The organism is Cupriavidus sp. OV096 (genome assembly GCF_900115455.1).
Taxonomy (GTDB): Bacteria; Pseudomonadota; Gammaproteobacteria; order Burkholderiales; family Burkholderiaceae; genus Cupriavidus.
Map to the genome: position 1 here is coordinate 97,094 of NZ_FOWM01000013.1, position 13,961 is coordinate 111,054.

The following is a 13,961-nucleotide window of genomic DNA, read 5'->3' on the forward strand; positions in this document are numbered from 1 at the left end:
AGGGGCCCGCCATCGCGGGCCCCGTGCGTCTGGCGATGCCGGGCGTATCATCAGACCAGCCGGCAGCATAGCCGGCGCGCAACACAGCAACCGACAGGATTCCCCATGAACCAGGTTGTGATTCCGATTGTGGTGGAGGGCGGGGGACGCGAGCGGAAGCGCCGCCAGCCCAAAGGCCGGCAGGTGGATCCGGCGGCACTGTCCGAGGTGCGCCAGCTGCTGGGCGATGCCCCACGCCGCCGCGATCTGCTGATCGAGCATCTGCACGCCATCCAGGACCACTACGGCCAACTGGCCACCCCCCATCTGGCCGCGCTGGCGCAGGAAATGCGCATGGCCCAGACCGAAGTCTTCGAGGTGGCCAGCTTCTATCACCATTTCGATATTGTCCGAGAGGACGCCGATGGCCATATCACCGCCCCGGCGGCGCTGACCGTGCGCGTCTGCGAGGGCATCGCCTGCGAGATGGCCGGCGCGTCCGCGCTGCTGGAACGCCTGCCGGCGTTGCTCGGCACCGATGTCCGCGTGCTGGCCGCGCCCTGCATCGGCCGCTGCGAACGGGCGCCGGCCGTGCTGGTAGGCCAGCATCCCGTGGATGCCGCCACGCCTGCTGCCGTCCAGGCCTGCGTGACGGCCGGCACGGTGCGCGATGACCCCCAACCCTACCTCGGCTATGACAACTATCGCGCCCAGGGCGGCTATCGCCTGTTGCAGGCGCTGGAGCAGGGCGATACCAATGCGGATGCGCTGATCGCCGTGATGGAGAACTCGGGCCTGCGCGGGCTGGGCGGGGCGGGCTTTCCCACCGGCCGCAAATGGCGCATCGTCCGGGCTGAGCCGGCGCCGCGCCTGATGGCCGTCAATATCGACGAAGGCGAGCCGGGCACGTTCAAGGACCGCGTCTACCTGGAGCGCGATCCCCACCGCTTCCTGGAGGGGATGCTGGTGGCCGCACGCGTGACCGGCGTGGCCGCCATCTATATCTACCTGCGCGATGAGTACGCGGGCTGCCGTGCCGTGCTGACCGAGGCGCTGGCGCAACTGCGCGCCGCGCCGCCCGTGCCCGGCCTGCCCGAGATCCACCTGCGGCGGGGCGCCGGCGCGTATATCTGCGGCGAAGAGTCGGCCATGATCGAATCGATCGAGGGCAAGCGTGGCATGCCCCGGCTGCGTCCGCCCTATGTGGCGCAGGTCGGGCTGTTCGACCGGCCCACGCTCGAGCACAACTTCGAGACCCTGTACTGGGTGCGCGAGATCGTGGAGCGCGGCCCGGAGTGGTTCGCGGGGCAGGGCCGGCATGGTCGCAAGGGGCTGCGCTCGTTCTCCGTGTCCGGCCGGGTGCGGCATCCCGGCGTGCATCTGGCGCCGGCTGGCATCACCGTGCGCGAGCTGATCGACGAATACTGCGGCGGCATGCTGGACGGCCACGCCTTCTACGGCTACCTGCCGGGCGGGGCGTCCGGCGGCATCCTGCCGGCGGCGATGGGCGATATTCCGCTCGATTTCGACACCTTGCAGCCACATGGCTGCTTTATCGGCTCGGCGGCTATCGTGGTGCTGTCCGACCACGACCGGGCCGTCGATGCCGCGCGCAATCTGATGCACTTCTTCCGCGACGAGTCCTGCGGGCAGTGCACGCCGTGCCGTGTGGGCACGGCCAAGGCGCTCGACCTGATCCGGCAGCCGGCAGCGGCGTGGGACCTGGCCGCGCTGGCCGACCTGTCCGCCGTGATGCGTGACGCGTCGATCTGCGGGCTGGGGCAGGCCGCGCCGAATCCCGTCGATTGTGTGATCCGCTACTTCCCGCATGAACTCACATCCGTCGCTCCGGAGGGCCAGCCATGAATGCACTGACCCGCGCTGAAGTCGCGCTCGTTCAGGCGTCGTCCGATACCGAGGTCACCTTCCGGCTCGATGGCCGGGACGTGACCGCCCGCCCCGGGGAGTCGCTGCTGCAGGTGGCGCGTCGGGAAGGCATCGAGATTCCGCATCTTTGCTACAAGGATGGGCTCGATACGGCCGGCAACTGTCGCGCCTGTATGGTGGAGATCGATGGGGAACGCGTGCTGGCGCCGTCGTGCTGCCGCGCGCCGGCCAATGGCATGACGGTGCACACGGACTCCGAGCGTGCCCGCCGCGCGCAGCGCATGGTGCTGGAACTGCTCCAGTCCGACATGCCGGAGACCGCGTACACGCGCCATAGTGAACTCGATCAGTGGTCGGCCCGGCTCGAAGTCGGCAAGCCACGCTTCGCCCCGCGCGAGGCGGTGCCGGCCGACCTGTCGCACCCAGCCATCGCCGTCAACCTCGACGCCTGCATCCAGTGCACGCGCTGCGTGCGTGCCTGCCGCGACGAACAGGCCAATGACGTGATCGGGCTGGCATTTCGCGGCGATCATGCGCGCATCGTCTTCGATATGGCCGATCCGATGGGCGTCAGCACCTGCGTGGCCTGTGGCGAGTGCGTGCAGGCCTGCCCGACCGGCGCGCTGATGCCGGCACGCAACGTGGCGCTGGCGGTGCCCGACCGCGAGGTGGATTCGGTCTGCCCGTATTGCGGCGTGGGCTGCCAGCTCACGTACCACGTCAAGGACAACCGCATTTTGTTCGTGGAAGGGCGTGATGGCCCGGCGAACCACAATCGGCTCTGCGTGAAGGGGCGCTACGGCTTCGACTACGCCCAGCATCCGCACCGGCTGACGGTGCCGCTGGTGCGGCGCGAAGGCGTGGCGAAATCCGGCGACATCGTGCTGGATCCCGATCGCGTCATGGAGGTATTCCGGGAAGCCACCTGGGAAGAGGCGCTGGCGCTGGCCGCCGGCGGGCTTGCGCGCATCCGGGACACGCTGGGTGGCCGCGCACTGGCGGGGTTTGGCTCGGCCAAGGGCAGCAACGAGGAAGCCTATCTGTTCCAGAAGCTCGTGCGGACCGGGTTTGGCAGCAATAACGTCGATCACTGCACGCGGTTGTGCCATGCCTCATCGGTGGCGGCGCTGCTCGAAGGGATCGGCTCGGGCGCGGTGTCCAATCCGGTGATGGATGTCGGCAAGGCCGAGGTGGTGCTGCTGATCGGCGCCAATCCCACGGTCAACCATCCGGTGGCGGCCACCTGGATCAAGAATGCGGTGCGCAACGGTACGAAGCTGATCGTCGCCGATCCTCGCCGATCGGATCTGGCGCGCTTTGCGCACCGTTTCCTCCAGTTCCAGGCCGATACGGACGTGGCGCTGCTGAACGCGATGATGCATGTGATTGTGGAGGAAGGACTTGTCGATCCCGAATTCATTGCCTCGCGCACGGCCGGCTACGAGGCGCTGGCGGCCAATGTGGCCCCGTACAGCCCCGAAGTCATGGCCCCGGTCTGTGGCATCGACGCGGAAACCATCCGCGAGGTGGCCCGGCTCTATGCCACCTCGAAGGGATCGATGATCCTGTGGGGCATGGGTGTGTCCCAACACGTGCATGGCACCGATAACGCGCGCTGCCTGATCGCGCTGGCGCTGATGACGGGCCAGATCGGCCGGCCGGGCACGGGTTTGCATCCGCTGCGCGGGCAGAACAACGTGCAGGGCGCGTCCGACGCGGGGCTGATCCCGATGATGTTCCCGGACTACCGGCGCGTGGATGACCCCGCCGCCAATGCCGCCTTCGAGGCGCTGTGGGGCATGCCGCTGGACAAGCAGCCGGGCCTGACCGTGGTGGAGGTCATGCAGGCTATCGAAGCGGGTACCGTGCGCGGCATGCACATCATGGGCGAGAACCCGGCGATGTCCGACCCGGACGCCCAGCACGCGCGCGAGGCGCTGGCCGCGCTCGACCATCTGGTGGTGCAGGACATCTTCCTGACCGAGACCGCCTGCCTGGCCGATGTGGTGCTGCCCGCCTCGGCCTTCCCCGAGAAGACCGGCACGTTTACCAATACGGATCGCACCGTGCAGCTTGGCCGGCAGGCCATCGACCCGCCCGGGCAGGCGCGTCAGGACCTGTGGATTCTGTGCGAACTGGCTGCGCGGCTCGGGCTGCCTTGGGACTACGGGCATGCCACCCGCGATGCGGCGCCCGTGGCCTTGGTTTTCGACGAAATGCGACACGCGATGCCGAGCATCGGCGGCATGACGTGGGCGCGACTCCAGCGCGAGCATGCGGTGACCTATCCCTGCAAGACGGAGGGAGATCCAGGCGAGCCGGTGATCTTTACCGACACGTTCCCGACCGTAAGCGGACGCGGGCGATTCGTGCCGGCAGACATCATCCCGGCGGCGGAGCGTCCGGATCAGGAATATCCGACGGTCCTGATCACGGGCCGACAGCTCGAACACTGGCATACGGGCAGCATGACGCGCCGCGCCGGCGTGCTCGACGCCATCGAGCCGGATCCGGTGGCGCTGGTCCATCCGCTCGATCTGGCGGCGCTCGGCGGCAAGCCCGGCGACGTGGTCACGCTGGCGTCCCGGCGCGGCCAGGTGATGCTCTACGCGCGCGCCGACGATGGCACCCCGCGCGGCGCCGTGTTCGTGCCGTTCTGCTATTACGAGGCGGCCATCAACAAGCTGACCAACCCGGTGCTCGACCCGTTCGGCAAGATTCCGGAGTTCAAGTACTGCGCGATCCGGATGACGCTGGGCGGCGCCGTGCCCGAGCAGCTGAGCTTCGGCGGTGGGCAAATCCTGGATTCGCTGGCCGGTGCATTGGCCTTGCCCGGATGATTTTCCGAAAATTCGTGAAAGTGATTGCGGATTCATCTGGCTAATCAGGGCAATCCGAAACGGTTAGGATGCAGGCATCCCCTCGATACGTTGGAAAGGATGCCTGCAATGAAAGCCATTGGACTGACCCGTTACCTGCCGATCAGCGACCCCCAAGCGCTGGTGGATGTGGCAATCGACAAGCCCGCCGCTTCGGGCCACGACCTGCTGGTCAAGGTGGAGGCGATCGCCGTGAACCCGGTGGACACCAAGGTCCGCGCGCCCAAGGACAAGGTCGAAGATGCCCCGCGCGTGCTCGGCTGGGATGCCGCCGGCACCGTGGCCGCCGTGGGCCCTGACGTGACGCTGTTCAAGGTCGGCGACCCGGTCTTCTATGCGGGCAGCATCACGCGGCCCGGCGCCAACAGCGAATTTCACCTCGTCGATGAGCGCATCGTCGGCCATAAGCCGGCATCGCTGGACTTCCCCAACGCCGCCGCGCTGCCCCTGACGGCCATCACCGCCTGGGAGGCGCTGTTCGATCGCCTGGGCGTGTCGCCAAAGGGCGACGATGCCGGCCGTTCGGTGTTGATTATCGGCGGGGCAGGGGGCGTGGGCTCCATCGGCATCCAGCTGGCCAAGGTGCTGGGCGGGCTGACGGTCATCGCCACGGCCTCGCGGCCGGAATCGGAAGCCTGGTGCCGCCGCCTGGGCGCCGACCATATCATCGACCATCGTGCCGACATCCCCGCGCAACTGCGCAAGCTTGGGTTTGACGCGGTGGATTACATCCTCTGCTTCAACGACACCGATCGCCATTTCCCGGCGATGGCCGAAGCCATCGCGCCGCAGGGCAAGATCTGCTCGATCGTCGAGAACGCGAGCGAACTGCCGGTGGGCGCGCTGAAGAGCAAGAGCGCGACCTTCGTCTGGGAGTTCATGTTCACCCGTGCGATGTTCGGCACGCCGGACATGATCGCGCAGCACCGCCTGCTCAACGAGGTGGCACGGCTGATCGATGCGGGACGCCTGCAAACCACGGTGGGCGAGAACCTGGGCACGATCAACGCGGCCAACCTGCGCCGCGCCCACGCGCAGCTCGAAGGTGGCCAGACTATCGGCAAGCTGGTGCTGTCCGGGTTCTAATCTGCAATTAACCGCCAAGTCGCGGGCGCGCCATAAACGAGGGCCGGGGCTGCTGACGCAGCACCCGGCCCTTATTGTCTATATAGAAGGGGGTTAGCTGAGAGGACGAGCGGCGACCGCGCGCGCGAGGCTTCGCACTGGGTTCTCCCCAACCAGTCCCGCCACGAAACTGACCACTTCGGTCGCCACGGCCTTGTCCTGCAGGATGCGCCGATGGCCGAGTCCGGTCGTGGTCACCAGCTGCGCCGCCGGCCACGCGCCTGCGATGGCGGCGCCGTCTTCCCAGCGCACTTCCTTGTCGTCGCGGTCATGGATTACCAGCGCCGGCGGCACCGGCCGCGTGCGCCCCACATCGGGCACGTTGAACGTCGCCCAGGACGTGCCGAGCCACTGCTCGCTCTGCTGCCGCATGCGCGCAAGGATGCCCGGCGCAATGCCGAGCTGCCAGGCGAGGGCGGCGCAGGATTCGCCCATATCAGCGGGCGAGCCGATCATCACCGCGCCGCGCACCGGCAAGCCTTCGCGTATCGCCTGCGCGGCGGCGGCACCGCCCAGCGAATGGCCGACCACTGCATGGACCGGCCCGACCTGCCAGGCCGCGGCCAGCAGCGAGCGTGCCATCTCCAGCAAGGAGGTCTGGTTCGGCCCGCGTGCGCCGGCGTCGGAGGCCCCGTGAGATAGCGCATCAAACGCCACCACGCGCATCCCGGCGCCCAGCAGCGCATGGACCAGTGCGTGCCACTGGCCGGCATGACCGCCCCAGCCATGGGCCAGCAGGACCACCGGCCCTTCGGTGCCCCAGCGGTAGACGCGCACACGCCGGCTGATGCCCTGGCCGGTGACCAGTGCCCATTCGCTGCGCGCGGCATCGATCAGGCGCAGTGCATCCGGGCTCGACTTGGCGCGGGGTGGCGTGAACCATAGGCGCTCCAGCGCGCGGGCGGTGCCCCCCGGATGGAGGAGGCTCGCAGCCTGCCACCGCAGTCTGAGCCACACGGGCGGCCCCCTGCGGACGGTGGAAACGGGTTCCGCATGCGTCACATGATGTGACCCAGCGGCGCGTGGCGTGGATGAGGAAAACAGCACTTGCGGCACGGCTAACACCTCCAACCGATGGCTTGCCGGCGAAATCGGCCAGCTTCGCTGGCTTCCCGCCTGTTTTTTTATGATTCACGACCGACCAGTCGTGCTATTTTTCGGGCAATAAATGACGATGAAAATGCCGTCTGACACACTGCGTTCGTGCCCGGGAACGCCGTGGTGTGAAGCCGCCGGCGAGCCGTTTCAGGCGTCGGCCGGGGCGGTTTCCCGCGTGGTTCGGGCGTCGTCGAGCAGCCGGGCGAACGCGCGCCGGGCCATCGCCTCGGCATCGCTGCGCGCCATCAACTTGAACGATGTCTGGAACGACATACCAATTCCGGCCATCTCGAACGCAAACTGGCGCGGGTCCACATCGGTCCGGAGATCGCCTTCGTCCATCGCGTCGGTAATCACGCGGCAGATGGTGCTGTGCCAGTCCTTGAAGGCCTGCACGACCCTGTCACGAATAACGCCAGGCTTGTCGCGGTACTCCTGGGAGAGCGCCATGAACAGGCAGCGCCCCTCCGTCACCGTGGCACCTAGCCAGTCCATATAGCCGTCGAACAGCGCCTGCAGGCGGCGTGCGCCGCGCGGCTGGCGCATCGCCGGACGTACGACGACATCGTTGAAACGCTCCGCCGCGCGCTCGAGCACGGCCTCCTGCAGCGCCTCTTTCGAGCGGAAGTGCGCGTAGAGCCCGCTCTTCGACATATTCGTGTCCGCGGCCAGCGTGGCGAGCGAAAGCTGCTCGAACCCCACGCGCGCGGCGGAAGCGAGTGCCTGTTCGATGATCGCGGTACGGGTGAGCTGGCCTTTTTGCATGAGGTTGAGAATAGCACGACCGGTCGGTTTGTCAACTTGCCTTATTCCACACATCGTTGATACTGAAGTGACGTCAACGCAAAGCGCGCGTTGTCGTTATGAGGAGGCGGGGAGAGGAAGTTGTGCTGTATCCGCCTTTTGGAGGAGGTTCCGGTGGGCGAGATCAAGCCATCATAAGAAATCTGTAAAAGTGTTCCAAACATGACCTTACGGAACGCTTTACGTGCTCTATACTCGAATGCACGTCCGCGCACTTTTTTTTCACTGGTGACTGGAGACCGACATGAACAGTACAGCCGTGCCAAGAGGCGCTAGCGAACCGTTCCGGCAACTGCGGGCGTTGCGTCGTGCGCGCAAGCTCAAGCAGGAGGACGTCGCCCGTAAGGCGGGAATTTCCCGGGAAGCCTATCTTCGGGCCGAATCGGGGCAAGCCGATCCACGCATGTCCACGTTCCTGGCGGCCTGTGAGGCGCTGGGGCTGGAAGTGGTGCTGGCCCCGCAGCATCTGGCAGCCGACGTCAACGCATTCATCGCCAGCCGCAATGGCGGCGTTACAGCAGCCTCGATGGCCGGCCAGCCGGCCGGCTCGGCTCCCGCGGCAGCGCCGCAGGGGCAGGGCGGGTTCGGTTCCGGACCCAGCACCGGGGAGGGCCACAAGCCCATGTAACACCGCCAGTCCACGGGCCTGGGGGCACCCGCCCACATGGTCTGCGGATAGCAAGACCACCGGGCATTTCCGGCGCGGCTAATCCGCCGCGCTGGCAATGCCCGGTCCTTCATGCCGATCGCGCCCGCGATCCCCAGCCGCTGCCATTGCGCCGCGTGCTTTTTCGTGCACATCTCGCTGCGCGTCTTCTGATTTCCGCTTCGCCTTTTCCATCGGCAGTGCTGTAACCGGCCGCCGGGTCGCCTATTGTCGTCCTAGGACCGACTTAGGGTCGTTCCCGGTTTGACACGTCCATCCGTCGTCATTACGATATGAGAAATTGATTTCACAATTCGTAATTTGTCGGACGACGAATACGATCCGGGGCACGAGAGGAGACTTCATGACCCAGACTCAACTGAACGAAGCCATGGCGGACGTCTCGGTGGCCGGCTATCTGTCCGGCTTCGCCAACGAATTCGCCACCGAGGCACTGCCCGGCGCGCTGCCAGTGGGCCAGAACTCGCCCCAGCGCGTGCCATATGGCCTGTACGCCGAGCAGATCTCGGGCACCGCCTTCACCGCGCCGCGCGCTCACAACCGGCGCGCGTGGCTGTACCGCATCCGCCCGGCCGCCATGCATCAGCCGTTCAGCCGCCTGGAGCCGGGCCGCTGGCTGAGCCGTTTCGACGAGGTGCCGCCGTCGCCGAACCAGCTGCGCTGGAGCCCGCCGGCGATGCCGACCGCGCCGACCGACTTTATCGACGGCATCGTGACGATGGCCGGCAATGGCAGCCCCGAAGCGATGACCGGCTGCGGCATCCACCTGTACCTGGCCAACCAGTCGATGCAGGACCGCTTCTTCTACAACGCCGATGGCGAGATGCTGATCGTCCCGCAACAGGGCCGCCTGCTGTTGTCGACGGAAATGGGCCGGCTGGCGGTGGAGCCGCAGGAGATCGTCGTGATTCCGCGCGGCGTGCGCTTCCGCGTGGACCTGCCGGACGGCACCGCGCGCGGCTATATCTGCGAGAACTACGGCGCGCTGTTCAAGCTGCCGGACCTCGGCGTGATCGGCTCGAACGGGCTGGCCAATCCGCGTGACTTCCTGACGCCGGTGGCGAGCTACGAAGACCGCGAGGGCAAGTTCGAACTCGTCGCCAAGTTCCAGGGCAATCTCTGGCAGGCCGAGATCGACCATTCGCCGCTCGATGTGGTCGCGTGGCATGGCAATTACGCGCCGTACAAGTACGATCTGCGCCGTTTCAACACGATCGGATCGATCAGCTACGACCATCCGGATCCGTCGATTTTCCTCGTGCTGCAGTCCCCGTCGGACACGCCGGGCGTGGACACCATCGACTTCGTGATCTTCGGCCCGCGCTGGCTGCCCGCGCAGAACACGTTCCGTCCGCCCTGGTTCCACCGCAACGTGGCGAGCGAGTTCATGGGCCTGATTTCGGGCGTTTACGATGCCAAGGCCGAGGGCTTTGCACCGGGTGGCGCCAGCCTGCACAACTGCATGAGCGGCCATGGCCCCGATGCGGAAACCTTTGAGCGCGCCTCGGGGGCTGACACGAGCCAGCCGCACCACATCACCGACACCATGGCGTTCATGTTCGAGACGCCGGGCGTGATCCGCCCGACGCCGTACGCGGCCCAGTCGGCGCTGCTCCAGCATGACTACTACACCTGCTGGCAAGGCCTGAAGAAGCATTTCAACCCGAACGTGCGCTGATTTCCGGAAGATTCCCAAGATGACTGCCCCCCAAACCGGCACCCAAACGCGTGCCACCAGCTGGGTCGAATCGGCCAACGACGGCCAGACCCATTTCCCGATCCAGAACCTGCCATACGGCCTGTTTTCGGCAAACGGCCAGGCCCCGCGCGTGGGCGTGGCGATTGGCGACCAGGTGCTGGACCTCGTCGCGCTCGACGATGCCGGCCTGCTGCCGGCGGCGGCCAAGGGCGCGTTTGCCTCGGCCAGCCTCAACCGCTTTATCGCGCTGGGCCAGCCCCTGTGGCAGGCCACCCGCGCCCGGCTGACGGCGCTGCTCTCCGGCGAAGACGCCGCGCTGCGCGATCACGCGGCGCTGCGCGCCAAGGCTTTGTTGCCGATGGCCGGCGTGACGCTGCACCTGCCGGTCGAGATCCCTGGCTACACCGATTTCTATTCGTCGCGCGAGCACGCGACCAACGTCGGCCGCATGTTCCGCGACCCGGAAAACGCGCTGCTGCCGAACTGGCTCGAAATCCCAATCGGCTACAACGGCCGCGCCAGCTCGGTGGTGGTTAGTGGCACCGCGCTGCGTCGCCCGAACGGCCAGACCAAGCTGCCGAACGAGGCGCGCCCGACCTTCGGCCCGTGCCGCAAGCTCGACTATGAGCTGGAGATGGGGTTCATCGTCGGCAAGCCGTCGGCGCTGGGCGAGCCGGTCAGCACGGGGGATGCCCCCGCGCACATGTTCGGCATGGTCATCCTCAACGACTGGAGCGCGCGCGATATCCAGCAGTGGGAATACGTGCCGCTCGGGCCGTTCAACAGCAAGTCGTTCGGGACGTCGATCTCGCCGTGGGTGGTGACGATGGAGGCGCTCGAGCCCTTCCGCCGTGACAATCCGGCACAGTCGCCCGAACCGCTGTCGTATCTGCAGCAGCAGGGCCGCAACGCCTACGACATCGCGCTCGAAATCGCGCTGCAACCGGCTGGCGCGGCGCCCAGCACGGTCTGCCGCACCAATTTCAAGGCGATGTACTGGACCATGGCGCAGCAACTGGCGCACCACACGGTGTCTGGCTGCAATGTGCGCGTCGGCGACCTGATGGGCTCGGGCACGATCAGCGGCACCACGCCCGATTCGTGCGGCAGCCTGCTGGAGACCACGCGCAATGGCGCCGAACCGGTGGCGCTGAGCGGCGGCGTGCAGCGTGGTTTCCTCGAGGATGGCGACACGGTGACCATGACCGGTTGGTGCCAGGGCGATGGCTACCGGGTCGGCTTTGGCGAGGTCACGGGGAAGATCCTGCCGGCGGCCTGATCGACACGTCCTCCGGGGCGTCCCAGCACAGGGCGGGGCGGCTGAAAAGCCGCGCCCGCCCTCGTTACATTTGCGAAGGACCGTTACTGTTGCGCCATTCCTACGGGTGCCGCTTTATGCGAGAATTCGCCCCTGACAAAAAAAGTGTGGCGAAGTTCGCCGGGTTGAAACATTTCGGTAGTTTGCCGCGATGACCGCCCGGAGCACGCTCCACGGACACCCCTCGACTGGGCGGCTCAGTGTTTGGCCGAAACCCGCCGTTAGCGCGGTATATGCGAAATCGGGGTGTCGATAACTAATTTCGGCGAAATCCTCGGATTTTGCTTCTAATTTCAGGGAAAAACGGAATCTGTTCCCCGGTGCGATGGTCGCGCGCGGGCCTGCGCACACGCGCGTGGCCAACGTTGCCCCAGGCACGGCGGGGGACGCGGGGCTCACATTCCACCCAACGCGCACGGCATGGCAATTGAATTCGGAATTCGCGCATGGGCGGCCTGTGCGCCGGCACTGCAATCCCCGGAAGCCTGGCAGGCGTGGAGTCTTGCGCCATGGCTGCCCGAGGGATCGGACCTGCCGGCGCTCTCGGCCATGGCCCCGATGTTGCGCCGACGCGTCAATGCCATCGGCCGCGCGGCGCTGCATCCCGCCTACGACACCCTCCCGCCCGACGGGGCCCCCGCCGCGCCGGCCCCGCCGGCCGTGTTTGCCTCGCGCCACGGCGACACCCGCCGCGCCTTCGACATGCTCAGCGAACTGGCAGCCGGCGAGGCACTGTCGCCCACCGCGTTCGGCCTCTCTGTCCACAACGCCATTGGTGCGATGTTTACGATCGACCGGGGAGACGCCTCCAACCTCCAGGCCGTGGCGGCTGGCCGCGATACCGTGGAGACGGCCGCCTTCGAAGCCTGCGCGCTGCTGGCCGATGGGGCGGACGAGGTGCTGCTGGTCTGCTATGACGCGCCGCTGCCCGAGGCCTATGCCGAGTTCGCCGATGAGCCCGGCTGCCTGTTCGGCTGGGCCTGGCGCATCGGCAAGCCGCGCCCGGGCGAGCCGGTGTTCCGGCTCGACATCGACCATGTGCGCGAGGCGTCGGACCCCGACACCGCCCATCCGGTGCTGCCGCACGCGCTGGATGTGCTGCGATTCATGCTGACCGGCGACGCCGAGCTGTGCCACCGTGGCGAACGCGCGGTCTGGAGGTGGCAGCGCCATGGTTGAACGCCTCGACCGCGCCTGGCGCGTGTGCGCCACCGGCTTCTGCTTCTCGAGCTTCGGCGTGGGCGGCCTGCTGCTGCGCGTGCTGGTGTTCCCGGCGCTGGCGCTGCTGCCGTGGTCCACCCAGACGCGCCAGCGCGTGTGCCGCGATGTCATCCACCATGCCTTCCGGCTGTTCCTCTGGCTGATGCGCAGCGTCGGCGTCATCGGCTACGAAATCCGCCATCCAGAACGGCTGCAACGCGAGGGGATGCTGGTGGTGGCGAACCATCCGTCGCTGATCGACGTGGTGTTCCTGATGGCGCTGACGCGCCGCGCCGACTGCGTGGTGAAGTCCGGCCTGGCACGCAACCCGTTCACGCGCGGCCCGGTGCTGGCCACCGGCTGGGTGCAGAACGACAGTGGCGCGGCGATGGTCGACGACTGCATCGCCTCGCTGCGGGCCGGCAACAACCTGATCATCTTTCCGGAAGGCACGCGCACGCGCCCGGGCCAGCCGCTGCAACTCCAGCGCGGCGCGGCCAACGTGGCCGTACGCGGCGGCTTTGCGCTGACCCCGGTGGTCATCCGCTGCGAACCGCCCACGCTGACCAAGGGCGAGAAGTGGTACCACGTGCCGGTGCGGCGCCCGCGCTTCGTCATCGACGTGCACCCAGACGTGCCACCCGCGCAGTGGGTGGCGCCGGGCACCGACGACGCCATGGCCGTGCGCCACCTGACCCAATCACTATTCGAGTTTTTCTCCAGGGAGATCCGCCGTGCAGGCGCTTGAGCAAGAAATCAAGGAACTGATCATCTCGTCGCTGTCCCTCGAGGACGTGGCGGCTGACGATATCGACGCCACCGCGCCGCTGTTCATCGAAGGCCTGGGCCTCGATTCCATCGACGCACTGGAACTGGGCCTGGCGCTGCAGAAGCGCTACGGCATCACCATGAACGGCGACAAGGAGGAAATCCGCGCGCGCTTTGCCAGTGTTTCGGCGCTGGCGGCGTTCGTGGCGTCGCAGCGCGGCCAGGCCCCGGCCTGATCCGCGAGGTCATCGCAATACTGCTATACGGAGCCAGATCATGACTCACGACGAAATCTTCGCGCGGGTGGCGGCGGTTCTCGAGGAAACCTTCGAGATCGCCCCGGAGCGCATTACGCCCGAGGCGCGGCTGTATGACGACCTCGACATCGACAGCATCGACGCCGTTGACCTGCTGGTGAAGCTGAAGCCGATGCTGAACAAGCCGCTCAAGCCCGAGCAGTTCAAGTCCGTGCGCACCGTGCAGGACGTGGTGCAGGCGCTTGCGCTGCTGATCGACTCGCCGGCCACCGCCTGACGC

General features: G+C 67.1%; 12 protein-coding genes. 10 read left to right on the top strand and 2 right to left on the bottom strand.

What is annotated here, in order from left to right; all coding sequences use genetic code 11:
• The first annotated feature begins 105 nt into the window (after positions 1-105).
• The 3 genes from BM115_RS23000 to BM115_RS23010 all read left to right on the top strand — a co-directional run bounded on the left by BM115_RS23000 (position 106) and on the right by BM115_RS23010 (position 5,831).
• On the top strand, positions 106-1,845 hold the full coding sequence (locus BM115_RS23000; RefSeq protein ID WP_092299762.1) for an NADH-ubiquinone oxidoreductase-F iron-sulfur binding region domain-containing protein: 1,740 nt from the start codon (positions 106-108) through the stop codon (positions 1,843-1,845).
• A complete protein-coding gene (gene fdhF, locus BM115_RS23005) occupies positions 1,842-4,706 on the top strand; it encodes a formate dehydrogenase subunit alpha (RefSeq protein WP_092299765.1) in 2,865 nt (954 codons plus the stop codon). The genes BM115_RS23000 and fdhF overlap by 4 nt, the downstream gene beginning before the upstream one ends.
• Positions 4,707-4,814: 108 nt before the next feature.
• Entirely contained in the window at positions 4,815-5,831 is a 1,017-nt protein-coding gene (locus tag BM115_RS23010) for a zinc-binding alcohol dehydrogenase family protein (protein ID WP_092299768.1), read from the top strand.
• Between the two features lie 93 nt (positions 5,832-5,924).
• Here the strand turns inward: BM115_RS23010 and BM115_RS23015 are convergent, their stop codons facing one another.
• Both BM115_RS23015 and BM115_RS23020 read right to left on the bottom strand, forming a co-directional pair.
• Entirely contained in the window at positions 5,925-6,827 is a 903-nt protein-coding gene (locus BM115_RS23015; protein WP_255370947.1) for an alpha/beta fold hydrolase, read from the bottom strand.
• A 288-nt stretch (positions 6,828-7,115) separates the two neighbouring features.
• Entirely contained in the window at positions 7,116-7,733 is a 618-nt protein-coding gene (locus BM115_RS23020) for a TetR/AcrR family transcriptional regulator (RefSeq protein ID WP_092299774.1), read from the bottom strand.
• A gap of 283 nt (positions 7,734-8,016) precedes the next feature.
• Here BM115_RS23020 and BM115_RS23025 point away from each other — a divergent pair, with 283 nt between their 5' ends.
• The 7 genes from BM115_RS23025 to BM115_RS23055 all read left to right on the top strand — a co-directional run bounded on the left by BM115_RS23025 (position 8,017) and on the right by BM115_RS23055 (position 13,958).
• The gene (locus BM115_RS23025) at positions 8,017-8,400 is read left to right on the top strand and encodes a helix-turn-helix domain-containing protein (RefSeq protein WP_092299777.1); all 384 of its coding nucleotides are present in this window, start codon (positions 8,017-8,019) and stop codon (positions 8,398-8,400) included.
• A gap of 382 nt (positions 8,401-8,782) precedes the next feature.
• A complete protein-coding gene (hmgA, locus tag BM115_RS23030; protein WP_092299780.1) occupies positions 8,783-10,117 on the top strand; it encodes a homogentisate 1,2-dioxygenase in 1,335 nt (444 codons plus the stop codon).
• Between the two features lie 19 nt (positions 10,118-10,136).
• Positions 10,137-11,417, top strand: a complete 1,281-nt coding sequence (fahA, locus tag BM115_RS23035) for a fumarylacetoacetase (protein ID WP_092299783.1) — start codon at positions 10,137-10,139, stop codon at positions 11,415-11,417.
• 459 nt (positions 11,418-11,876) lie between these two features.
• Positions 11,877-12,635 carry a beta-ketoacyl synthase chain length factor gene (locus BM115_RS23040; protein WP_092299786.1) on the top strand — a complete coding sequence of 253 codons (759 nt, stop codon included), beginning with the start codon at positions 11,877-11,879 and terminating at the stop codon, positions 12,633-12,635.
• Positions 12,628-13,404 (top strand): lysophospholipid acyltransferase family protein, encoded by a 777-nt coding sequence (locus BM115_RS23045; protein ID WP_092299789.1) that lies wholly within the window; start codon positions 12,628-12,630, stop codon positions 13,402-13,404. Before BM115_RS23040 ends, BM115_RS23045 begins: the two co-directional genes overlap by 8 nt.
• A complete protein-coding gene (locus BM115_RS23050; RefSeq protein WP_092299792.1) occupies positions 13,391-13,660 on the top strand; it encodes a phosphopantetheine-binding protein in 270 nt (89 codons plus the stop codon). Before BM115_RS23045 ends, BM115_RS23050 begins: the two co-directional genes overlap by 14 nt.
• 40 nt (positions 13,661-13,700) lie before the next feature.
• Entirely contained in the window at positions 13,701-13,958 is a 258-nt protein-coding gene (locus tag BM115_RS23055) for an acyl carrier protein (protein ID WP_092299795.1), read from the top strand.
• Positions 13,959-13,961 lie beyond the last annotated feature (3 nt).

Excerpts from the sequence above, each read along its gene's own strand:
- BM115_RS23000 (WP_092299762.1), top strand. The coding sequence starts at position 106 with ATGAACCAGGTTGTGATTCCGATTGTGGTGGAGGGCGGGGGACGCGAG.
- BM115_RS23055 (WP_092299795.1), top strand. The coding sequence starts at position 13,701 with ATGACTCACGACGAAATCTTCGCGCGGGTGGCGGCGGTTCTCGAGGAA.
- BM115_RS23025 (WP_092299777.1), top strand. The coding sequence starts at position 8,017 with ATGAACAGTACAGCCGTGCCAAGAGGCGCTAGCGAACCGTTCCGGCAA.
- BM115_RS23010 (WP_092299768.1), top strand. The coding sequence starts at position 4,815 with ATGAAAGCCATTGGACTGACCCGTTACCTGCCGATCAGCGACCCCCAA.
- BM115_RS23040 (WP_092299786.1), top strand. The coding sequence starts at position 11,877 with ATGGCAATTGAATTCGGAATTCGCGCATGGGCGGCCTGTGCGCCGGCA.
- fahA (WP_092299783.1), top strand. The coding sequence starts at position 10,137 with ATGACTGCCCCCCAAACCGGCACCCAAACGCGTGCCACCAGCTGGGTC.
- fdhF (WP_092299765.1), top strand. The coding sequence starts at position 1,842 with ATGAATGCACTGACCCGCGCTGAAGTCGCGCTCGTTCAGGCGTCGTCC.
- BM115_RS23020 (WP_092299774.1), bottom strand. The coding sequence starts at position 7,733 with ATGCAAAAAGGCCAGCTCACCCGTACCGCGATCATCGAACAGGCACTC.
- hmgA (WP_092299780.1), top strand. The coding sequence starts at position 8,783 with ATGACCCAGACTCAACTGAACGAAGCCATGGCGGACGTCTCGGTGGCC.
- BM115_RS23045 (WP_092299789.1), top strand. The coding sequence starts at position 12,628 with ATGGTTGAACGCCTCGACCGCGCCTGGCGCGTGTGCGCCACCGGCTTC.